Source organism: Ferruginibacter sp. SUN106 (assembly GCF_050611765.1).
GTDB lineage: Bacteria > Bacteroidota > Bacteroidia > Chitinophagales > Chitinophagaceae > Ferruginibacter.
Genome location: NZ_JBODJC010000001.1, coordinates 168,542 through 190,908, shown reverse-complemented (window position 1 = coordinate 190,908; position 22,367 = coordinate 168,542). Strand labels below are relative to the sequence as shown.

Annotated in this window: 17 protein-coding genes; 9 read left to right on the top strand and 8 right to left on the bottom strand. The window is 37.8% G+C overall.

Going from position 1 to position 22,367, the window contains the following annotated elements; translation table 11 throughout:
* Positions 1 to 178: 178 nt before the first annotated feature.
* Both mutL and ACQ334_RS00725 read right to left on the bottom strand, forming a co-directional pair.
* Complete coding sequence (gene mutL / locus ACQ334_RS00730) at positions 179 to 2,020, bottom strand: DNA mismatch repair endonuclease MutL (RefSeq protein WP_430986233.1); 1,842 nt, start codon at positions 2,018 to 2,020, stop codon at positions 179 to 181.
* A gap of 65 nt (positions 2,021 to 2,085) precedes the next feature.
* The gene (locus ACQ334_RS00725) at positions 2,086 to 2,625 is read right to left on the bottom strand and encodes a Uma2 family endonuclease (RefSeq protein ID WP_430986232.1); all 540 of its coding nucleotides are present in this window, start codon (positions 2,623 to 2,625) and stop codon (positions 2,086 to 2,088) included.
* Positions 2,626 to 2,707: 82 nt separating this feature from the next.
* Here ACQ334_RS00725 and ACQ334_RS00720 point away from each other — a divergent pair, with 82 nt between their 5' ends.
* Both ACQ334_RS00720 and ACQ334_RS00715 read left to right on the top strand, forming a co-directional pair.
* Entirely contained in the window at positions 2,708 to 5,644 is a 2,937-nt protein-coding gene (locus ACQ334_RS00720) for a glycoside hydrolase family 3 N-terminal domain-containing protein (RefSeq protein ID WP_430986231.1), read from the top strand.
* Positions 5,645 to 5,653: 9 nt separating this feature from the next.
* The gene (locus ACQ334_RS00715) at positions 5,654 to 6,016 is read left to right on the top strand and encodes a hypothetical protein (RefSeq protein ID WP_430986230.1); all 363 of its coding nucleotides are present in this window, start codon (positions 5,654 to 5,656) and stop codon (positions 6,014 to 6,016) included.
* A 13-nt stretch (positions 6,017 to 6,029) separates the two neighbouring features.
* Here the strand turns inward: ACQ334_RS00715 and ACQ334_RS00710 are convergent, their stop codons facing one another.
* From ACQ334_RS00710 to ACQ334_RS00700, 3 genes are read right to left on the bottom strand one after another with little or no spacing between them, the layout of a single operon-like run.
* The gene (locus tag ACQ334_RS00710) at positions 6,030 to 6,875 is read right to left on the bottom strand and encodes an alpha/beta fold hydrolase (RefSeq protein WP_430986229.1); all 846 of its coding nucleotides are present in this window, start codon (positions 6,873 to 6,875) and stop codon (positions 6,030 to 6,032) included.
* Positions 6,876 to 6,929: 54 nt separating this feature from the next.
* Entirely contained in the window at positions 6,930 to 7,217 is a 288-nt protein-coding gene (locus ACQ334_RS00705) for a DUF6814 family protein (RefSeq protein WP_430986228.1), read from the bottom strand.
* A gap of 10 nt (positions 7,218 to 7,227) precedes the next feature.
* Positions 7,228 to 8,829 carry an MFS transporter gene (locus ACQ334_RS00700; protein WP_430986227.1) on the bottom strand — a complete coding sequence of 534 codons (1,602 nt, stop codon included), beginning with the start codon at positions 8,827 to 8,829 and terminating at the stop codon, positions 7,228 to 7,230.
* Positions 8,830 to 8,978: 149 nt separating this feature from the next.
* Between ACQ334_RS00700 and acs the strand changes: the two genes are divergently transcribed.
* The 4 genes from acs (at position 8,979) to ACQ334_RS00680 (ending at position 14,357) form a co-directional block, all read left to right on the top strand.
* A complete protein-coding gene (gene acs, locus ACQ334_RS00695) occupies positions 8,979 to 10,916 on the top strand; it encodes an acetate--CoA ligase (protein ID WP_430986226.1) in 1,938 nt (645 codons plus the stop codon).
* Between the two features lie 54 nt (positions 10,917 to 10,970).
* Entirely contained in the window at positions 10,971 to 12,692 is a 1,722-nt protein-coding gene (locus tag ACQ334_RS00690) for an FG-GAP-like repeat-containing protein (RefSeq protein ID WP_430986225.1), read from the top strand.
* Positions 12,677 to 13,171 (top strand): CRTAC1 family protein, encoded by a 495-nt coding sequence (locus ACQ334_RS00685; RefSeq protein ID WP_430986224.1) that lies wholly within the window; start codon positions 12,677 to 12,679, stop codon positions 13,169 to 13,171. Before ACQ334_RS00690 ends, ACQ334_RS00685 begins: the two co-directional genes overlap by 16 nt.
* Positions 13,172 to 13,268: 97 nt before the next feature.
* Positions 13,269 to 14,357, top strand: coding sequence for a C1 family peptidase (locus ACQ334_RS00680; protein WP_430986223.1), 1,089 nt, complete (start codon positions 13,269 to 13,271; stop codon positions 14,355 to 14,357).
* A gap of 47 nt (positions 14,358 to 14,404) precedes the next feature.
* On the opposite strand, the gene ACQ334_RS00675 is transcribed toward ACQ334_RS00680, so the two are convergent.
* The gene (locus ACQ334_RS00675; protein WP_430986222.1) at positions 14,405 to 17,338 is read right to left on the bottom strand and encodes a M16 family metallopeptidase; all 2,934 of its coding nucleotides are present in this window, start codon (positions 17,336 to 17,338) and stop codon (positions 14,405 to 14,407) included.
* Positions 17,339 to 17,454: 116 nt separating this feature from the next.
* On the opposite strand from ACQ334_RS00675, the gene ACQ334_RS00670 reads away from it, so the two are divergent.
* The 3 genes from ACQ334_RS00670 (at position 17,455) to ACQ334_RS00660 (ending at position 20,551) form a co-directional block, all read left to right on the top strand.
* The gene (locus tag ACQ334_RS00670) at positions 17,455 to 18,366 is read left to right on the top strand and encodes an alpha/beta hydrolase (protein WP_430986221.1); all 912 of its coding nucleotides are present in this window, start codon (positions 17,455 to 17,457) and stop codon (positions 18,364 to 18,366) included.
* 64 nt (positions 18,367 to 18,430) lie between these two features.
* Complete coding sequence (locus tag ACQ334_RS00665) at positions 18,431 to 19,633, top strand: S-adenosylmethionine:tRNA ribosyltransferase-isomerase (protein ID WP_430986220.1); 1,203 nt, start codon at positions 18,431 to 18,433, stop codon at positions 19,631 to 19,633.
* A 9-nt stretch (positions 19,634 to 19,642) separates the two neighbouring features.
* A complete protein-coding gene (locus ACQ334_RS00660) occupies positions 19,643 to 20,551 on the top strand; it encodes a hypothetical protein (protein WP_430986219.1) in 909 nt (302 codons plus the stop codon).
* A 4-nt stretch (positions 20,552 to 20,555) separates the two neighbouring features.
* Here ACQ334_RS00660 and ACQ334_RS00655 read toward each other — a convergent pair whose 3' ends face one another.
* Positions 20,556 to 21,149: a L,D-transpeptidase family protein gene (locus ACQ334_RS00655; protein WP_430986218.1), complete on the bottom strand. Its 594-nt coding sequence runs from the start codon at positions 21,147 to 21,149 to the stop codon at positions 20,556 to 20,558.
* Positions 21,150 to 21,443: 294 nt separating this feature from the next.
* The gene (locus tag ACQ334_RS00650; RefSeq protein ID WP_430986217.1) at positions 21,444 to 22,367 is read right to left on the bottom strand and encodes a hypothetical protein; all 924 of its coding nucleotides are present in this window, start codon (positions 22,365 to 22,367) and stop codon (positions 21,444 to 21,446) included.

The window sequence follows — 22,367 nt, the reverse complement described above, 5'->3', positions numbered from 1 at the left end:
TAATGCAATAACAGCATTTTTCAATGTTCAATTTTCAACGCTCAATAATCAATGTACAATACAATTGCATTTTACCTTGAGCATTGAATATTGAAAGTTGATTATTGAATATTTTTTCTCAGCCTGCGGGCATAGCTGGCTACTCCTTTACAAAAAATTACAGCATTGAGATGATACTCTACCTGCCAAACATTTTATCCAGCTCATCTTTTTTAAACTCCAAATAAGTAGGTTTGCCATTAGGCGTAATATTGGGCGTACTGCAATTAAAAAGATTTTCAATCAGTACCCGCATTTCTTTATCGGTTAAACTTACACCGGCTTTAATAGATTGCTGCAATGCCAGTGAGCGAAGTAGTTTTTCTCTTTTGGTATATTTCAGATCGTTGCTGAAATGTTTGTATTGTTCCAGCATTTTTTCCACCGCAACTTTTTCATTACCATCAGTAACATCTGCAGGTGAGCCCTGGATCACAAAGGTATTATTGCCAAATGGTTCTAATAAATAACCAAGGTGATTAAGGTCGGGCAATAATTCGTTCAGCAAAACCGCATCTGTAACAGAAAGCTCTAATGTAGCAGGAAATAAACTGCGTTGTGTAGCAATTGGTTTACCATCTACAGCAGCAATAAACTGCTCGTACAAAATTCTTTCGTGGGCATTTTGCTGGTGCACCAGGTAATAACCTTTGTTGGTTTGTACAACAATATAGCTATTGTGCAACTGCGTAAGATTATCAGTAGATGTCCTTTGATCGTTGGCTGCATGCAAAGCTTGCTGGCCTCTTCCTATTTCGTCGCCTGATAAGGTCGGATTATCAATATTGACCTTATTTTCCGGTTCGTAAAAATCTTTCCAATGCTTCAGTTCGCTTTTACTTTCAATAAAATGTGATTGATGTTTTTTGGTGAACGTACTGTATAAAGAAGATGATGTTGCTGATGATTTCTTTTCTTCAGTAAAAGGTTTGCTTACTGCATCCAGTTGCTGAATGGAAACATCTAAATCAAAATCCAATGTTGGTGTAATACTGAATTGTGCCAGCGCATGTTTTACTGCACTCTGCACAAAAGCGTACACAATCTTTTCATCTTCAAATTTTATTTCCTGTTTAGTAGGATGTACATTAATATCCAGTTGTGATGGATCAAGATCAATAAACAAAGCATACATCGGAAAACTATCTTTAGCAATCATTGCATCAAAAGCATTCATCAGGGCATGATTTAAATACGCACTTTTTATAAACCGGTTGTTTACAAAAAAGTATTGGTCGCCTCTTGTCTTCTTTGCGGTTTCAGGTTTGCCTACAAAGCCGTAAATATTCATGTAATCAGTATGTTCCTGTACACTTACCAGTTTGGCATTATAATTATTACCGAGTATCTGAACAATACGTTGTTTTAAAGTACCTTTTTCCAAATGAAAAACTTCCTGCCCATTACTGCTAAGCGAAAAAAACACTTCAGGAAAAGCCATTGCCACTCTTATAAACTCATCTACAATATGCCGTAACTCTGCAGGATTACTTTTTAAAAAATTCCTTCTTGCCGGTACATTGAAAAAAAGATTTTTCATGGCAATGCTGGTACCGGTGGGTGCTGCAACAGGTTCTTGTTTTATTACAATACTATTTTCAATTTCAAGATACACACCTGTTTCATCTTCCGCTCTCTTGGTTTTTAATTCTACCTGTGCCACCGCAGCAATACTTGCCAGTGCTTCTCCCCTGAAACCCATAGTTTTTATGCGGAAAAGGTCTTCAATATTGCTGATCTTGGAAGTGGCGTGGCGTTCAAAAGCCATACGGGCATCGGTTTCGCTCATGCCCTTGCCATTATCAATAACCTGTATCAACGATTTACCGGCATCGTTGATGATGAGTTTAACTTCATCCGCACCGGCATCCACAGCGTTTTCCAGCAATTCTTTTACAGCACTTGCCGGCCGCTGAATTACTTCACCTGCTGCAATCTGATTGGCAATGTTATCGGGTAATAATTGAATGATATCGGGCAAAAGTCCTCCTTTATTTAGTTGGCAAAAGTCGCAAAATTTTCTGACTAAATGGAGATAAAACTATACTAGTCCCAAATATCTGCAAAGCTTACTTCGGCTGTGCAGTTGTCTTCTAAATTGAAAGTAAAACTTTCGGTATTGAATGTATTAAGGTGATATTGTCCTTCAGCCAATTGGTAAATTTCTATTTTTTTAAACTGAGGATCGATAATAAGATAATATTTTATTTTTTGTAATTGGTATACTTCCTTTTTTAAACCTCTGTCTTTAACGCTTGTTGAAGGAGACAATATCTCTACTACCAAAACCGGGGGGAAGTCAAGAAATTTCTTTTCTATTTTATCGCATACGACTAACAAATCAGGTTGCAACACAGTATCTTCTGCAATTTTCCAATCGATTGGAGGATACGCTTTGCACTTACCACAACCTTTCTTTAATGCTTCTTTAAACACACCATATAAATTACCTCCAATTATTTGATGAGCAGGCACGGGTGCAGGACTCATAGCATAAGGCATTCCTTCAATTATTTCCCACTTGCCTTCCCATAGGCAATACTCATCGTATGTATAATGAGGCCGATATTTTTCTGCAATTGACATATAGTAAAGTTAAAAAATATTTTTAAAACTACCTCCTATTTAAAATGGCTGATATTTGTCTTTATTAAGTATTTTTATAGATATGATCAAGCACTATTTATTACTCTTTTCCATTGTTTTATGCAGTAAATTTTCGGTAGCACAAACCACAGCGGCCAACCGCTGGGCAGATAGTGTTTATAAAACTTTATCCGATGATGAACGCATTGCACAATTAATGGTGGTTCGTTTATCTACCTACGATGCCCGGACAAAGACCGTTACTTTTTTTGATTCCTTAGTTACCGTTTTAATTAAACAATATAATATTGGTGGCATCTGTGTTTTCCAGGGCAGCCCGGTTAAACAGGCTACTATCATCAATAATTTACAAGCCATTGCAAAAACGCCGGTACTTATGTGTATAGATGCAGAATGGGGCGTGGGCATGCGAATGATCGACAGTGTGTTGCCGTTACCTAAACAAATGATGCTGGGTGCGGTATCGGATGCAGGCATTGCTTATCAATATGGAAAGATTGTGGCAGAGCAATGTAAGAGGGTTGGTATACAGGTTAACTACGCTCCTGTTGTTGATGTAAACAACAATCCCAATAACCCTGTTATTAACGACAGAAGTTTTGGTGAAGACAAATATAAAGTGGCTTTATTCGGTATTCAGTACATGAAGGGCATGCAGGATAATGGTGTGATGGCTTGTGCCAAACATTTTCCTGGTCATGGTGATGTAGCAGTTGATTCTCACCTGGACCTTCCGGTGATCAATAAATCGATGGCACAATTAGATTCGCTGGAACTATATCCTTTTAAAGAAATTTTTAAAGCCGGCATTGGTAGTGTGATGATTGCACATTTATCTGTGCCTTCAATTGACAATACACCTAACAAACCTACTTCTATAAGTTTTAAAAATGTTACGGAGTTAATGCGTAACGAAATAGGCTACCAGGGCCTGACTTTTACTGATGCTCTGGAAATGCAGGGAGTAAAAAAATATTATCCTGATGGCGCTGCTTCGGTAGAATCATTAGTGGCGGGTAATGATATGTTATGTTTGCCTGGTGACGTGCCGTTAGCAATTGACAAAATTAAAGCGGCTATTAAAGCAAAAAAAATAAGCTGGTCAGACATTGAAATGCATTGTAAAAAAGTATTGCTGGCAAAATACCAATATGGATTAACCACATTGCAACCTATCAATACAGATAACCTTACCAATGACCTTAACAGCAAAGTGCCTGCAATGAGACAATTAATTGCAGAAAATGCCTTGACGGTATTGAAAAAAACTGATGATGTATTTTTTCCTATGTTGGTGCCTGCCAAACCTGTAGCAAATGATGTGGCGTACATAAGCATTGGTAACAGCAGTGATAATGCTTTTGCAAAACGCATGCGTAACGATTACGCTGCAGATGTTTTCTTTTTTAATTATTCGCAAAACGGAGCTGATAATATAAAGCTGGTGGATTCTATAAAGAAAGTGTATAAAAAAGTAATCATCGGTATTCATAATTATAACAGGGCGCCTGCAAATAATTTCGGTATTTCAAAAGCGGCGGTTGACCTGGTAACACAATTGCAGCAACAAACCAATGCCATCACTTTTGTGTTTGGCAATTGTTATGCTATAAAAAACTGGTGTGCTGCAAAAAACATGGTGGCTTGTTATGAAGATGATGATATTATACAAAATACGGCGATAGATTTACTGGAAGGGAAGATTGCTGCTAAAGGAAAATTACCGGTTACGGTTTGTGATGACTATAAATACGGCAGTGGCATTATTGCTTCCGGCTTTTTTCTACCGCATATCAATCCCGACGAAGCTGGCCTTGACCCTGTTAAATTAAACACTGTTGATTCTGTTGTAAAAGATGCCATTGAAAAAGGCGCCACACCCGGCGGCGTGGTACTGGTAGTTAAAGATGGTAAGATCGCTTACCACAAAGCTTATGGTTATTACACTTATGATAACAAAGAGCCTGTTCAGCTGGAATCTATTTATGATATGGCTTCGGTTACAAAAATTTGTGCCACTACTATCAGCATCATGAAATTGTACGATGCCGGAAAAATTGATCTTAAAAAAACTTTAGGCGATTACCTGCCTTGGGTAAAAGGAAGCAACAAAGAACATTTACTGATTGAAAATATTTTACTGCACCAGGCAGGCCTGGTTTCTTTTATTCCTTTTTATAAAGAAACTATTGATGCAGAAGGTAAACCATTAGCTAAATATTATTCCACCAGACAAACAGATTCGTTCAGCATTCGTGTGGCAGAAAATTTATTTATGCGTAACGACTGGCGAGATACTTTATACAAAAGAATTTTGCAAAGCCCACTGGGAGAAACCGGTAAATACATTTACAGTGATAATGATTTTATTTTCCTGGGCAAAGTAGTGGAAGCTGTAAGCGGCTTACCATTGGATGAATATGCCAAAAAAGAATTTTATACACCACTCGGATTAACCACTGCAGGTTTTAAACCAAGAGAACATTTTGCACTCAACAGGATAATACCTACCGAAAACGAAAAAACTTTCCGCCTGCAATTATTACGTGGCGATGTACATGATCCCGGGGCATCCATGTTCGGGGGCGTATCCGGCCATGCAGGCTTGTTTAGCAATGCTTATGATTTAGCAGTGATCATGCAAATGCTTTTGAATGAGGGTACGTTCAACGGAAAAAAATATCTGAATAAGGAAACAGTAGCATTATTTACTGCTTACCACAGTACTATCAGCCGCCGTGGTTATGGCTTTGATAAACCTGAAAAAGATAATGCCACAAGGCCTGAGCCTTACCCCTGCTTATCAGCATCGCTGCAAACTTTTGGCCACACTGGCTATACGGGTACTTGTGTATGGGCCGACCCTGCAAACAAACTCATCTTTATCTTCTTAAGTAACCGTGTTAATCCTGATGGCGGCGATATCAATAAAAAATTACTGAACATGAATGTGCGGCCAAAAATTCATGAAGCGATTTATAAAGCATTGGGGTTGTAAAAATGCCTTATGAAAAGTATCAACTACCTGCTCTTGTTTATTTTTACTTGTACAGTTTTTAGTTGTAATGAGTACAACAAACGAACCATAAGAAAAACAATTCCGTTAACCAGGGGAAGATCTGTTGAATTATATTATTACAGCTTGATTGGTGGCAGTTCGCCGGATTATATCGACCTAAAAACAAAAAGCGGCGATTACCAACATCTTTTTATTAATAATTCCATTTGCGATGTGAACGTATTTGTTGACACTATAAAAATTCTCTGCAACAAAAATTCCAGCACAACATTTATTGAAAAAAATAATACCGGGTTAAAAATAGTAATTGATAGTTCAAGGTATTGCAGTTACAGTGATATTGCCAGGTAATGATAAGTCGTCATTAATATAAACCCAGTAATATCTGTTTCAACTCATCCATTCTTTTCCATGGTATCTGGTGATCGGCACCATGCAATGTATCTGCAGTAATTGATTTTGCATTCACCATCATCTTTGTACCGTAAGCAATATTTTTTATAGGTACCCAGGTATCTTCATCACCATGAACAAATAAAATATTACAGGTAATCTTTTTAAAATCTTCCTGCAAGGGAAGCAGGTCATTTTTAAGATAAAGTAATTCCGTATTACTGGGGCCAAATGCACCGGGCAGTGCCCAATACATTGGCCGTACATTCATAATTTTTCGCCAGGTTTCTTTGGCTTCCTGGTTAATATCAATAGCACCGGCAATAAGAATTACGGTATTGAATAGTGCAGGATTATCTGCGGCTAATTTTACCGCCACCGGCCCGCCCATACTATGGCCGGCTACATACATGGGTGCGCTGGTTTTTAATTGCTGCAATACCGGTAAAATAATTTTGCATTGTTCCTGTAAGTGCATGGCTTTGCCAAAATCGCTGTACCCAAAGCCTGGCCTGTCTATTGCTACAATGCGGAATTTTTTACGCATGGATGAATCCCACATGTACTTCATATAATTCATCCAGCTGCCGGGACTGCCGTGTATAAAAACCAGTGTAGGTAAAGTATCGGGGCCGCAAACGGCGTAATGCAAATGCCGTTCATTAATTATAGTATCATAAATAGTAAGCGGAACTTGTTTTGATTTGAAGACACTGTAAGCTTTTTTATCGCTCCAGCGGTTACGCATAATAAAACATTGTGCCAATAACAGCCATACTGCAATTAAAGCCAGGGAGTAAATTAATGTACGCCTCATAATTTTTTTAGAACGATGGGAAAGCATTTTTGTTACAAGGCTTGTGTTAAATTTTTAATTCAACTCTTCGGAGCTTTCAGGCAATTTATCATACTCACCCTTAAAGGCATAGAAACCGAATATCATCAGGCCAATAGCAATTGGTGTAAATATGGTAATGATAATTACCCATGGAATAGGCTTATTAATATCTTTTGTACCGGCACCTATATTGTGAACAGCACCCATTACTAAAAAGTAAATTACTACGGGTGCTACTATCATCCATACTAAACCCATTATTCTTTTAAGTTTATTCATAATCACTCTAAGAATGCCTATGATTCCAGTATTATCACTCATAAAAATATTTTTAGTCGTTAATTTCTTTATCAATTTTATTATTCAGGTACAAAGCACCAATTACAAAACACAATGCTGCCACGCCAATCGGGTACCATAAGCCCACCAAAGGATCGGTTGTAAAAGTTGCAGACAATAGTGTAGCTATAAACGGCACCAGTCCACCAAACACCCCATTACCAATATGATAAGGCAAACTCATTGATGTATATCTTATTTTGGTTGGGAATAATTCCACCAAAAACGCTGCAACAGGCCCATACACCATCGTTACAAAAATGATCATGATCCAGATAAGGCCAATAAATTTCCATTTCAACCCGCTGGTAAGTACTTTATCTGAATACGCCGGTTTTACATCTTTACTGATCCACAAAAATCCTGACTGGTCTTTATAATAACTTTTTACATCCCCATTCTTTACCAACGCACCGGTATCTGCATAGGTTTCTGTAAATTTTAATCCGCTGCTTAGTTGCCAAACGCTTTTTACATGTGTAATAACTAAAGTTTCTTCCTTTCGTTTTACGGTATCATATTTTACCGAAGGATTATTTTGTCCTTCAATACTTGCATAACGCATGCCTTCATTCCTGTTTCTCCATTCTGTTGCATTGGCATCTTTTAATAACGTACCAAATATGGGCCTGTAAAAAATAACGCCTAATAACATCCCTGTAAGCATGATCCATTTTCTGCCGATCTTATCGCTCAGTGCACCAAACACTAAAAAGAATGGGGTGGCTAAACCTATTGCCCATAATAATATTTCCCGGTTCTGTACAAATTCAATCTTTACTGTATTCTCTAAAAATGATTGTGCATAAAATTGTCCGGTGTACCAGATAACGCCCTGTCCCATCACTGCACCAAATAAAGCCAGCAATACCATTTTAAAATTAGCCTTATGGCCAAAGCTTTCTTTTAAGGGATTAACCGATGTTTTCTTTTCTGCTTTTAGTTTTGCAAACACCGGCGATTCATTCATCCTTAAACGGATATAAATAGAAACACCTACCAGTAAAATAGATATCCAGAAAGGATAGCGCCATCCGCCCCACTCTGCATTAAACTGTGCTTCTGTAAGCCTGCTTTTTACCAGCATAATCACCCCTAACGCCACAAACAAACCCAATGTAGCAGTAGTTTGTATCCAGGCTGTAAAATAACCACGGCGATGTGCTGGCGCATGTTCTGCCACATAAGTTGCGGCACCACCATACTCGCCACCCAATGCCAAACCTTGTACTAATCTTAATAATAAAACCAGTAATGGTGCAGCCATGCCTATAGCTTTATAAGAAGGCACTAAGCCAATTAAAAACGTAGAGCCGCCCATTAAAACCAGCGTTAATAAAAAAGTATATTTTCTGCCGATCAGATCACCCAATCTTCCAAACACTAATGCACCAAACGGACGCACTAAAAAACCTGCAGCAAAAATAGCCAGTGTGCTAAGCAATGCTGCTGTTTCATTGCCCTCGGGAAAAAACTGTGTGGAAATTGTTTTGGCCAGCATACCAAAAATGTAAAAATCGTACCACTCAATTAATGTGCCCAGCGAAGAAGAGAAAATAACCTTACCTATTCCTTTTGTAGAATGCTCATTCATATAGTAAACAATTGTTAGGGAAAGATACTATGTTTTTAAAGTCAACTGTCCTGTAATGTAGGTTATGATAAAAAAAATGTACAAAATGTTTTTAAAGTACAATTAAATCAATTGGTATCTATAAATTTGGGCAAGATAAAAAAACGATCATGTCATATCCTTATCAGATTGCTTCTTTAGAACAATATCATGCTGATTATAAAAAAAGTGTAGACGACCCTGAAGGTTTTTGGGGAAGCATTGCCGAAAATTTTGAATGGCGCAAAAAACATGATAAAGTTTTAGAGTGGAATTTTACCGAGCCCAAAGTAGAATGGTTTAAAGGTGCTAAACTTAATATTACCGAAAATTGTATCGACCGTCATTTAAAAACTATGGCCGATAAGCCTGCTATCATCTGGGAGCCTAATAACCCTGAAGAAAGAGTACGCATTGTTACCTACGCCCGTTTACATAAACGTGTATGCCAGGTAGCACAAATGCTGGTAAACAACGGTGTAAAAAAAGGCGACCGTGTTTGCATATACATGGGCATGGTGCCCGAGCTGGCTTATGCTATTTTAGGTTGTGCAAGAATTGGTGCTATACACAGCGTAATATTTGGTGGCTTTAGTGCACAAAGTATTGCCGACAGGTTATATGATGCACAAGCCGAATTTATAATTACCTGCGATGGCGCTTACCGTGGTGCAAAAGATATTCCGCTTAAAAGTGTGATTGATGATGCATTGATAGGCAACCGTACTGTAAAAAAAGTATTTGTGTATACCCGTACAAGAATTCCTGTATCTATGCTCAAGGGCCGGGATCTGTGGTGGGAAGATGAAATGGAATATGCCGAAACACAAGTGGAAAAAGATGGCGTGGTTTCTTTTCCGGCAGTGGAAATGGATGCAGAAGACCCTTTATTTATTTTATACACTTCGGGCAGCACCGGCAAACCAAAAGGTGTGGTGCATAGCAGTGCAGGTTATATGGTGTGGACCAACTACACTTTTGTAAATGTGTTTCAATACCAACCGGGGCAGGTGCATTTTTGTACTGCCGATATTGGATGGATAACAGGCCACAGTTATATTGTTTACGGCCCGTTAAGCGCAGGCGGTACTTCATTAATGTTTGAAGGTGTGCCCACCTATCCTGATGCAGGAAGATTCTGGGATATTGTAGACAGGCACAAAGTAAATATTTTATACACTGCTCCTACAGCTATAAGAAGCCTGATGGGTTTTGGCTTAGATCCTTTAAAAGGGAAAGACCTTTCTTCTTTAAAAATATTAGGTACTGTTGGCGAACCTATCAATGAAGAAGCCTGGCATTGGTACGATGAACATATCGGCAAGAAAAAATGCCCTATTGTTGATACCTGGTGGCAAACAGAAAACGGTGGTGTACTCATTTCAAATCTTGCCGGCATCACACCATCAAAGCCAAGCTGGGCCACTTTACCAATGCCGGGTGTGCAACCCATTTTAGTAGATGAGAATGGAAAAGAAGTAACTGAAAAAGATGAGCATGGTATGCTGAAAGGAAACCTTTGCATTAAAGCACCGTGGCCCTCTATTTTAAGAACCACTTATGGTGATCATGAACGCTGCCGTATCAACTATTTTGCAACCTACCCCAATTTGTATTTCACCGGCGATGGTGCATTAAAAGATGCTGATGGCAATTACAGAATTACCGGAAGAGTAGATGATGTATTGAATGTAAGCGGCCATCGTATTGGTACTGCCGAAGTAGAGAATGCCATTAATATGCATGCCGGTGTGGTAGAAAGTGCGGTAGTAGGTTATCCGCATGATATAAAAGGGCAAGGTATTTATGCGTATGTTATTTATGGCCATATGCATGGCGATGCAGAACATACTAAAAAAGATATTTTACAAACTGTAACAAGAGTGATCGGTGCAATTGCAAAACCTGATAAGATACAATTTGTAACCGGCCTGCCTAAAACAAGAAGTGGAAAGATCATGCGCCGGATACTTAGAAAAATTGCAGAAGGTGAAATGACAAACTTAGGTGACACATCTGCTTTATTAGATCCTACTGTGGTGGAAGAAATTAAAAACGGTAAATTATAATATCGTTTTTTTAGATAGGTGATACTATACTTTATTATTTAGGTGGCGCACTATATGAAATATTATATCTCTTGTTGTATTGCATTAACTACTCTCAACAGTACATTAAACGCACAAATGAAAAGTTGTTGCGAACCTGATGGTGTACAATTAATTTCTACTGTACCTCAAACAAAGGGTACTTTAAAAATGGTGAAAATACTGGACAGCATCAGCAAACATGCCAATCCCGAAGATTTTTATGTGATGAATACGCAGCGTGCTGCCATCTTCAGAAAAAAACTGGATACAGAAAAAGATCCCAACAAAAGAGTTAATCTCTATTTTCAATATTGCATTGAATCTTTAAATGCAGGTAATACTGAAGAAGCAATTAATGTACTTAAACAGGTAATGTCTACTATGGGTATTACCGGCCAGAATTTTACCGAACAATACAAACAATTTTTTGATCAGTTAGCCATCAGCTATATGCGTAAAGGCGAATTGGAAAATTGTGCTGCCAACCACAATCCGCAAAGCTGCATCATTCCCATACAAGGCGAGGGCATACACAAATTAACTTATGGTTCGGAAGTAGCTATTGAATTGTATAAACTCATACTAAATAAATACCCTGATGATCTGCAATCAAGATATTTATTGAACATCGCTTACATGACACTGGGAAAATATCCTGCAGAAGTACCCAAACAATGGTTGATTGAATCAGGAGTATTTACGCAAAGCAATAGCAGTAATATTATATTGAAAGATATTGCCGGTAAAAAAGGTGTTGATATGAATGGTATATCCGGCGGTTGTGTTGTGGAAGACCTGGATAATGATGGTTTGCTTGATATTATGGCTACTTCTTATGGATTGAGTGACCAGATTCGTTACATGCACCAGATGAAAGATGGTACTTTTAAAACAGAAACCACTTCATCCGGGTTAGTAGGCATAACAGGTGGCTTAAATTTAATTCATGCCGATTATAATAATGATGGCTTTGAAGATATCGTTGTGTTACGTGGTGGCTGGTGGGGCAAGAATGCAAAATTTCCGTTCTCTTTGTTGAAAAATAATGGCAACAACACTTTTGAAGATGTTACAATTGAGGCAGGATTATTTTCTCCGGCACCAACACAGTCTGCCAGCTGGGGCGATTTTAATAACGATGGCTGGATAGATCTTTTTGTACCGCATGAAAATTACCCCTGCCAGTTATTTATCAATCACAAAGGAAAATTTAAAGATGAAGCTGCAAAGTATGGTTTAAACATTACCACTTTTGCTAAGGGTTGTGTGTGGGGCGATATCAACAACGATGGCTTTCCTGATCTTTATCTTTCTGCTTTAGGGCAACCCAATAAGTTATGGCTTAACAAACCAGGCACTGTTGCCGGCGAAAGAATGTTTGAAGACATCAGTAAAGCTGCAGGTGTAGAAGAACCGATCTACAGTTTTCCTACCTGGTTTTTTGATTTTGACAATGATGGCTTACTGGATCTTTATGTTTCCGGGTATGATACCCGTCAATTTACAATGGTGGCCCAGGATGTTGCACGGGATATGATGGGTATGAGCCCATTGGGTGATTTGCCACGTCTTTATCATAACAATGGCAACAATACTTTTACTGACGTAAGCAAACAATATGGTGTGGATCATGTAAGCTATGCGATGGGTTGTAACTACGGAGATATTGACAATGATGGCTGGCCCGATTTTTATCTTGGCACAGGAGCTCCTGAATTTCAAAGTATCTTTCTAATAAATTGTACCACAACTTAGGTGGTAAAAAATTTGAAGACATCAGTTATTCCACCAACACAGCGCATATTCAAAAAGGGCATGCCGTGGCTTTTGCAGATATTGATAATGATGGCGACCAGGATATTTATGAAGTAATGGGTGGCGCCGTGGAAGGAGATCGTTTTAGAAATATACTTTTTGAAAATACAACTACCACGGGCAATCACTGGATACAATTAAAACTGGAAGGTGTTACATCCAACCGTGCTGCCATTGGTGCAAGAGTAAAAATAAAAGTCATCATGGAAGATGGAACAGTGCAGTACTTCTATCATACTGTCTCCACAGGAGGAAGTTTTGGTTCGCAAACACTTCGTGTAGAAGCCGGCCTTGGCAAAGCAAAATCTATTGAAGCAATAGAAATACAATGGCCTAACGCCAAACAAACTAAAGAGATCATTACCGGTGTTACCCTGAACACAATGGTAAAAATAAAAGAAGGTTTGGGTAAACAATAATACCTCTTTGCATTTCTTAACCAACATTTTAATACAAATACCCAACAAGCGGTATTGCAGTATCGTCTGCTGCAACATAACTTGCACTAAACATTTTATGATGCATCGCTTATTATTAATTACAGTATTACTTTCTAATGCAATTGGTATAACAGCGCAATCCATTAGCACCGCTAATCATACACTTACATTTACCAGCAACCTGCCTTGTACCGGTATCAAAGATCAATACCTTTCATCTACCTGCTGGAGCTTTGGCGGCAATTCTTTTTTTGAAAGCGAATTATTAAAGAACGGAAAAAACAATATTGATATCAGCGAAATGTATACGGCCCGTTTTGCATGGTTACAAAAAATAAAATTACACCTGGAGAAAAACGGATTGAATTACTTAACTCCCGGCGGACAATTTCATAACATACAATGGGTGATAAAAAATTATGGTATGGTGCCTGAAGAAGTGTATACCGGAAAGCCATTGAAAGAAAAAAATCACAATCATATTTTGCTGGATACTGCCATTACAAAATTTGTGGAAGGCCTGGTAAAAAGTAAAAAGAAAACACCCTCTGCAGCAGACTGGAAATACATCAATGCTCTTTTTGATAAATACCTTGGCAAAATACCTGCATCATTTTCTGTACAGGGTAAGCTGTATACACCCAAAACCTATGCGGCTGATTTTTTGAAAATAAACCCGGATGATTATATGGAGATCATGTCGTTCACCCATCATCCTTATTACCAGGGAGCTGTTTTTGAAAACAAATACAATTACTCTTTTGATAAATACATGAATGTGCCTTTTGCTGATTTTGTTGCCATTACCGACAATGCCTTACAGAACGGCTACACCGTTTTATGGAATGGTGATGTTACTGATGATGCATTTGATTTTACCAAAGGGATTGCATTTTTACCAGATACCTTCAGCAACAAAGTACTCAGCAGGCAAGCCGCATTTGCAGACAGCAGCAGTTATATGGATCACCTGATGCACATTGTTGGTGTAACAAAAGATGAAAAAGGCCACAAATGGTATTACCTAAAAAATTCCTGGGGAACCAATAATGCGCTGGATGGTTATATGCTGATGGATGAAAATTATTTTGCCATAAAGACTGCTGCAATTGTGGTGAATAAAAAGGCGATTCCTTTGATAATAAAAAATAAAATGAAAGAATAAAAAAAGAGCCCCGTAACGGAGCTCTTAAAAAAAATAAAATTAAAATATTAGTACCCGAAAATCTCTTCCAAACTCAACCTTTTCAATTCGCCATATTTCTTCATAGTATCTTCTGTAACTTTTTTATCAGAAGCCACCACGCAATACGTGTAAGGTTTGTTAGCGATATATTCACTGTGGAATTTTTTCAGTTCAGGATAACTGATCTTATCTACCGCAGTATAAGTTGTTTTACGGATATCGCTGTTCAATCCTTTTTGCTGTGCAGTAAGATAATTGAAAATGATACCGTCTTGTGTAATACGTTCTGTTTCGATATCTTTTTTAATACCGGCACGGGCAAATTTAACATTAGCCTCTACATTCGGTAAATCATTCAGCAATTCATTCATCGCTACAATGGATTCGTTAAATTTATCTGCCTGGCAACCTACATAAGCTAAAGTATAAAACGGATCTTCTTTTTTATCAGGCTTTGCATAAAAAGCAAAAGTAGAATAAGCCAAAGCTTTACTTTCTCTTATCGTTTGAAATACCAATGCACCCATTCCACCGCCAAAATAATTATTAAAGATATCAATCACCGGTTCTTTATCGGCACTGTACGGCGCTGTATTCCTTACCCAGCGTATTTCGCTCTGCACCATATTGTAATCTGCAAATAGTACTTCATTCTTAGTTTGTGTTATTGCAGGGAACTCCATTTTTTTATCTGCCATTTTAAATGCAGCAGGTATTGCATGTACTGTTTTTAAAGCTGCAGTTAATTGTGCCAGCGGCTGAGGGCCATAATATAAAATTTTATGGCTGTAACTGTTTAAGCTATGTAATGCATTTACTAACTCATCGGCAGTAGCATTTTGCAATTCATCATTGCTTAATGTATAGTTGAAAGGATTTTTATTGCCGAATCTTGCATAAGAAACCAAACCACCCATAATAGCTGCTTTGTTGGCTTTAGCATCAGTTCTAGATTTGGTTAATCTTGCTTTTAAAGATTTCAATGCCGCTTCATCACCTTTACAATTCTTCAGTACATCTTCAAATAAACTTACTGCTTTAGTAAAATTGTCCTGTAACCCTTCAATAGTTACTGTTGTAAATTCTGTACCGGCACTGATGGTAAAGCTGCAGGCAATCTGGTAAAATGATTTGGTAATTTCTTCAGCACTCATTTTATCTGTACCTAAAAATTGCAGGTATTGTGCAGCCAGGCTTAATTTTTTATTATTCCAGGTACCCATATCAAACCGGTAGCGTAAGCGGAAAATACTGTTGTCTTTGTTCTGTACATACAATACTTCAGCCGGGCCGATTTTTGCTTTTTGTACGTCTTTATTATAATCAAGCCAGACTGGTTTTACCACACTGGCAGGCATATTATTTACCTTAGTTACAAAATCTGATTGTGCATCACGGTTAGTTTCTACGGGAGTAATGGGTGGCTTTTCTACCTTTACAATACTCTTATCTTCTCCTTTGCGTTTATAAATAAAAACATAATTATCCTGGAAATATTTATTGGCAAAAGCCACAATATCCTTCTTGGTTAATTTAGACAACTGATCGGTATAAGCTACCTGGTCTTTCCAATCTAATTCAGATGTAAAAGCATCCATCAGGTCGTTTGCCCTGGAGCCATATGTTTCAGTACCCTGTATTTTATTTTTCTTTTGGTTGTTGATGATGGCTGTAATAAGATTATCATCAAAGTTGCCTTTCTTTAAATTTTCTATTTCGCCCAGCATTAAAGCTTTTACATCTTCCAATGACTGGCCTTGTGTTGGATTACCCTGCATAAATAAAATACCATAATCTATCAGTGTAAAAGCTGAAGCTGATGCCCTTAATAATTTTTGTTTTTTCACCAGGTTAAGATCCATTAAGCCTGCTTTGCCATTAGTAAGAATCTGCCCTACTAAATCTGCAAGTAACACATCTTTATCTTTATTACCCGGCAGCCTGAAACCAATAGTTACACTTTCTGCATCAGGCCCGATAACTTCTGCTCCAACTGGTGAAGTAATTGGTTCTTCTGCACTAAAACTATATTTTGTAACTGGTTTGTTTTGCATATAAGAAAATGTAGCATCCACTTTCTTAATCATTTCATCGCAATTAAAATCACCACTTAAAATAACACCCATGTTATTGGGTACATACCAGGTGTTGAAATATTTCCTGATCTCTGTTAAAGATGGATTTTTTAAATGCTCAATAGTACCAATGGTAGTTTGTTTACCATAATTATGATTCTTAAATAATTCGGCAAATAATTTTTCCTGCACTTTTCTGCCATCATTATCTAATCCACGGTTTTTTTCTTCATACACGGCTTCCAGTTCGGTATGAAAAATCCTCAGTACCGGGTTCCTGAATCTTTCACCCTGTACTTTCAGGTACTTATCAATGGCATTAGCAGGTACATCATCGGTATATACTGTTTGTTCAAAAGAAGTAAAAGCGTTGGTGCCCTGTGCTCCCATTGAGCTCATCATCTTGTCGTACTCATTGGCAATCGCAAATTTTGATGCCACCCCTGATACAGAATCAATACGGTGATAAATAGCTTTACGTTTTTCAACATCTGTTGTGTGATTGTATTCTTCATATAAGGCATCTATCTTATCCAGCTCTGGTTTTTCTTTGGCCCAGTCTAAAGAACCAAATTTATCCGTTCCTTTAAACAACATATGTTCCAGGTAATGCGCCAGCCCGGTATGATCAGCAGGGTCAGTTTTACTACCTGCTTTTGTAGCCACATAGCATTGAATTCGTGGATCTTTATTGGTAGGGCTTAAAATTACCGTCAACCCGTTTTTTAAAGTGTAGAACCTGGCTTTTGCCGGATCGTTGGTTACATATTTGTAAGTGAACCCTCCCGAAGTGGCTTCTTTCCACTCGTATTTGCCGGTCTGGGCAAAACTGCTAACCGTAATTGCCAGCAACAGTACAAAACTCAGCTGTTTAAAAAATCGCATACAAGATTATTTTTAAAAGTTAAAATGAGCGGCTAAAATACTGATTCTCCCTCTTAAATTTATACCGTTCGCAACATTATTACCTTTACATTTGAAAAATTTTTAGCACCATTGATATGAAGAAATTCCTGAAGTATTTTTTGCGTACGGTTTTAGTGTTATTTATCCTGGTAAATATCATCACGGCTTTTCACGCTTATAAATTCACCCATTTTTATGATGCTGCCGAAGCCGCACCACAAAACAAAGCCGCCGCAATTTTATTGGGCATCAATGCTTTTAAACAACAAAATGCAGCTGCAGATTCCGGTAATGAAAAAGTTATTTTAACCACGGCTGACCATTTAAAATTAGAAGGCTGGTACAGCGCAGCGGCTGTTGCCAAAGGAACAGTATGTTTATTTCACGGCCATGGAGGCAAAAAAAGCGGCACCAATGCCGAAGCCGAGGCATTCAGAAAACTGGGTTACAATACTTTTCAGTTAGACTTCAGGGCGCATGGCAGCAGCGAGGGCAATACCTGCACCATTGGCTATTACGAAAGCGAAGATGTAAAACTGGTATATGATTTTGTAAAAAGTAAAGGCGAAAAGAATATTGTGTTATGGGGTATCTCCATGGGTGCGGCCACCATTACCAAAGCCATCAACGATTACCAGTTACAACCCAATAAAATTATTTTAGAAATGCCTTTCGGCTCAATTGTAGAAGCTGCAGAAGGACGAATAAAAATGATGGGCCTGCCTGCGGAACCATTGGCAAGATTAATTACTTTTTGGGGCGGCACCGAGCATGGCTTCTGGGCTTTTAATATGAAGCCTGTAGAGTTTGCAAAAAAAATCACCTGCCCCGTATTACTGCAATGGGGCGCTAACGACCCAAGGGTTTCCAGGAAAGAGATCGATGATATTTACAGCAATATTTACACCGAAAAAAAATTAGTAGTGTATGACAGCAGCGCACATGAAAGTCTTTGTAAAAAAGAAAATGAAAAATGGGTATCAGCGGTTGAAGAATTTTTAAAATAATCTTTTACTTTACATACCTTTTTACTTTATATACCTTTTTACTTTACATACTTCTTTCTCCTCCATGCATCCGAAAGAAATTTCCATACTTGATTTTACGTATCATCTGCCCGATGAAAAAATTGCATTGCACCCGCTTGAAGAAAGAGATGCTTCGAGATTATTAATTTATAAAGATGGTTTCATAAGTGAAGACACTTACAGCAATATTGATGAGTATCTCCCGGGAAACAGTTTACTGGTTTTTAATAATACTAAAGTTATTAATGCCAGGATATTATTTACCAAACCAACCGGCGGGGTAATAGAAATATTTTTGCTGGAACCTTATCATGCAGATTATACATCCACATTAACAGCAACAAAATCCTGTGAATGGAAATGTTTAATTGGGGGCGCTTCAAAATGGAAAGACGGTGCGTTGGAATTAACAACAGAAAATTACACATTAAGTGCTCAGTTAAAAGAAAAACTACCTGATGCCTATGTAGTGGCATTAAACTGGAATGGTAATGTTCCCTTTGCAGAAATCCTGGAGCATACCGGTAATATTCCCTTACCGCCTTATATAAAAAGGAAAGTGGATGAAGATGACAAAGCACGCTACCAGACTATTTATGCCGCACATGATGGTTCTGTTGCTGCGCCAACGGCAGGTTTACATTTTACACCAACTGTTTTTGAAAAATTAGCGGCAAAGAATATCAGTAAAAATTTTGTAACACTTCATGTAGGTGCAGGTACGTTTAAGCCTGTAAAAGCCGCTACCATGCAGGGGCACGAAATGCATGCGGAATGGATTGATGTGAGTATTGAATGCATTGAAAATTGTATCCGTAATATTGATAACAATATCATTGCAGTTGGTACTACATCTTTAAGAACATTGGAAAGCCTGTATTGGTTAGGTGTAAAAGCAGCACTTGATCCATTATTGCCGCAATTAAATATTACCCAGTGGGAAGTATATGATGAGTTAGCATTACAAGAAACCATTCCTGCTGCAAAAGCACTTGAAGCTTTGATCGCCTGGTTGAAAAAAAATAAACTGACTAAATTATTTACACAAACACAAATATTGATTGCCCCAGGATATCAATTTAAAATTGCCAAAGCCATCATTACTAATTTTCATCAGCCACAATCCACCTTGTTATTATTAGTATCTGCAGCTGTAGGTAATAACTGGAGAACAATTTACGATTACGCTTTAGAAAATGATTTTCGCTTTTTAAGTTATGGAGATGGAAGTTTGTTGTTTATTTAAATACAGCATATGAAAAGACAAATAAGTATAGTGTTGTTGTTATTAATACCTGCCTTTGCTTTTAAAGCAATAGCGGGTAAAAGTAATTTTACTGATTCTGTTTCTTTTAAAGGGCTGATCGCTGAAAAATATCCTTTCTCTATGGTATTTATTGTACACAAAAACAAAGTATCGGGCTGGTATGCTTATGATTCTAAAAAACAAAAGATCAATATCACCGGTACATTAATAAAAGACCAGTTTGAAATTGCAGAGTACAATGGAAAAGATACCACCGGTTATTTCAATGGTTATATGAAGGACCAATTTCACGTCAGTGGCAACTGGAGTAAAAAAAGAGATGACTTCCCTACATCAAAATTTTTTGAGATGGTAGAGATGGCGTATAATACCACAATGTACCAGGCCATTGCTGTTATAGAAAATAATACCAGTGCTGATAAAGCCAGCATTATTTCTTTTAACAAAAAAGGAGATATGGTACTGAATGAAATGTATCTTAAAAACTGCAAAGAACCTGTAAGGGCTATTTTAGCTTATTACAGTACGCAGTCAGGGTCCGATTGCTGGTGGGAAAATGATAACCCTAACGATTCGTATACTAATATGTCTTGTAAGTTTACAAAAGCATTGGGCCTGGGCTGGCAATGTTCCGACAAACAAAAAAAACTTATTGCAAAATGGTTTGCTGCAGACACAACATTGATGGGGGAAGCCGATAATTGCTACAGCGCTCCTTATACCGCTACAGTACAAAATTCATTTACTGAACTTAGCATAGCAGTGGCAGGCGATAAAGTAGTTGTAAAATATTTACTCAACGGGGTAAATATAAGAGAAGATTATTCCTGGAACTATAATGGCATCGGCGTTTATAAAATAAATGCTGCCGGTATTACCAGGCTGTATTATAAATAAGGTGTTATTGCTGAATGGTAACCGGTGTACCTACAGGGATATAACTGAAGAGGTCCTTCATTTCGGTGTATTTTACAGATACACAACCATCAGTCCAGTTGTAAAAATTATCTACCGTCCATTCTTCATCAGGCCTGGTGGCGTGTATGGCAATACCATCACCAATTTTTGCATTTTTAGGAATAGCACCGCTGGCCTTTCTTTGATTAAATCTTTGATAGCTTACTTCATTGGGGTAATCCAGTAAAAGTTCGGGGCCCCATTTGGGATGTATCTTTTTAAGGACCACCTTAAATTTTCCATCAGGTGTACGCTTGTCGCCTTCCTTCATTTTATCACTCAGGTCTTTGCTGCCAAATACAATGGGATAAGTAGCGTACCAACCTTCATCGTCGTACACTTTCAGTTCGTAATCGCTTTTATCAATAATTATATAGTAGGGATTTGAAGTAGAGTCTGAGGCTGTTGGTTTAGGTTTTGGGGTAAGCTTAGCTGTTTTTGAAGGAGTCTTTTTCTTTTTGCCTTTATCGGTTGTAAAAGACACCAATGCCAACAATGAAAACAATACCATAAAATGATTAAACCGAAGTTGTTTCATACCTGAATCAATTTGTGTTTCTATTACTCAAACGCCGTGCCATGTAAAAATATTTTAAACATGTGAATAACATTAACAATTCATAAGCAATGTGGAAAAATATTTTTAGTGTGCCCCTGTAATTTACTGACAATCAAATTGTACAGCAAAAACTGAAATCCCAATGTTTATAACAGGAATTTTACTTCGTAATAAACCATCAGCTACGCATTTATACTAAGCTGTTGCTATTAGTGCAGGCAAACCTCTTTACTAAAAACAAGAAAATATTGTGCATACCATGTTATCACAACGTTATTTAGTATCCGCTATCCAATTGGCTATTACTGCAGACACTGCTTTGCCAGAGGACTGGTATAAATGATTACCATCAACGTACTGGTAAGTATTGTTCATTTTTTTAAAGTTCAGGTAAGGCACATTGGTTTTATCTGATATCGTTTTTACCTTTTCATCAAAGTCAGGCATCAGTTCATCTTCCAGGTCAAACATCCTTTGGTTAATAGGTAAACGCACCAGGTAAACTTTACCATGGCTTTGCAAAAAACTAATGGTCTTCTCTAAATAATTCAGCCGCACCGGCGAAAATTTATATACCGGTAAAAAGTTTTTCCGGTAATCAGCTATCTTATTTTCCAGGCGCTGCGCCACTGCTGTGCTATCCATCGGAACATCAACCTGTAGCCAGCCATCCTTATGTAACAGCAGGTCGGTAGTACTCTTCCATTTTCTGATAATGTTTATATAAGGTTCGCCGTATGATTCCACCAGGTAAGGAATGTTGGGATTAAGATTAACATATTTTGTTTTGCCTACAAAACTTTTATTCTCCCTGAAATGTAAAGAATCATTAGGGTCTTCTGTTGAGGCAGACAAGCTCCATGGATCAACTGTAATTACAAAAATGCCATTCTTTGTACCAGGGTCAAGTTTTTTTGTGATGCTTTCAAAATACGCATAACCAAAAGGAGAGTCGGTGATAGTAAAGGAGTAATTAAAAAAATGTTCGTTACTGTTTTTATACAACACCGAATCAAATACAGCTGGTTGCAAACCCTGTGCAGCTCTTGATGTGCCAATGATCAATGAATGTTGTGGAGCCGTGGTAAAACGCAGGTAATAGGCATCTGATTTACCATCTGCAATAAAAAAAACAAAAAGCATCCCTGCAAATACAAGCAGTGTGAATAAACCAACGTTAAACAGGAATTGTTTCAT

What these genes read in the sequence shown, in the direction of transcription:
- ACQ334_RS00725 (WP_430986232.1), bottom strand. Translation starts at nt 2,625, where the DNA reads ATGTCAATTGCAGAAAAATATCGGCCTCATTATACATACGATGAGTAT.
- ACQ334_RS00720 (WP_430986231.1), top strand. Translation starts at nt 2,708, where the DNA reads ATGATCAAGCACTATTTATTACTCTTTTCCATTGTTTTATGCAGTAAA.
- ACQ334_RS00715 (WP_430986230.1), top strand. Translation starts at nt 5,654, where the DNA reads ATGAAAAGTATCAACTACCTGCTCTTGTTTATTTTTACTTGTACAGTT.
- ACQ334_RS00710 (WP_430986229.1), bottom strand. Translation starts at nt 6,875, where the DNA reads ATGAGGCGTACATTAATTTACTCCCTGGCTTTAATTGCAGTATGGCTG.
- ACQ334_RS00705 (WP_430986228.1), bottom strand. Translation starts at nt 7,217, where the DNA reads ATGAGTGATAATACTGGAATCATAGGCATTCTTAGAGTGATTATGAAT.
- ACQ334_RS00700 (WP_430986227.1), bottom strand. Translation starts at nt 8,829, where the DNA reads ATGAATGAGCATTCTACAAAAGGAATAGGTAAGGTTATTTTCTCTTCT.
- acs (WP_430986226.1), top strand. Translation starts at nt 8,979, where the DNA reads ATGTCATATCCTTATCAGATTGCTTCTTTAGAACAATATCATGCTGAT.
- ACQ334_RS00690 (WP_430986225.1), top strand. Translation starts at nt 10,971, where the DNA reads ATGAAATATTATATCTCTTGTTGTATTGCATTAACTACTCTCAACAGT.
- ACQ334_RS00680 (WP_430986223.1), top strand. Translation starts at nt 13,269, where the DNA reads ATGATGCATCGCTTATTATTAATTACAGTATTACTTTCTAATGCAATT.
- ACQ334_RS00675 (WP_430986222.1), bottom strand. Translation starts at nt 17,338, where the DNA reads ATGCGATTTTTTAAACAGCTGAGTTTTGTACTGTTGCTGGCAATTACG.
- ACQ334_RS00670 (WP_430986221.1), top strand. Translation starts at nt 17,455, where the DNA reads ATGAAGAAATTCCTGAAGTATTTTTTGCGTACGGTTTTAGTGTTATTT.
- ACQ334_RS00665 (WP_430986220.1), top strand. Translation starts at nt 18,431, where the DNA reads ATGCATCCGAAAGAAATTTCCATACTTGATTTTACGTATCATCTGCCC.
- ACQ334_RS00660 (WP_430986219.1), top strand. Translation starts at nt 19,643, where the DNA reads ATGAAAAGACAAATAAGTATAGTGTTGTTGTTATTAATACCTGCCTTT.
- ACQ334_RS00655 (WP_430986218.1), bottom strand. Translation starts at nt 21,149, where the DNA reads ATGAAACAACTTCGGTTTAATCATTTTATGGTATTGTTTTCATTGTTG.
- ACQ334_RS00650 (WP_430986217.1), bottom strand. Translation starts at nt 22,367, where the DNA reads ATGAAACAATTCCTGTTTAACGTTGGTTTATTCACACTGCTTGTATTT.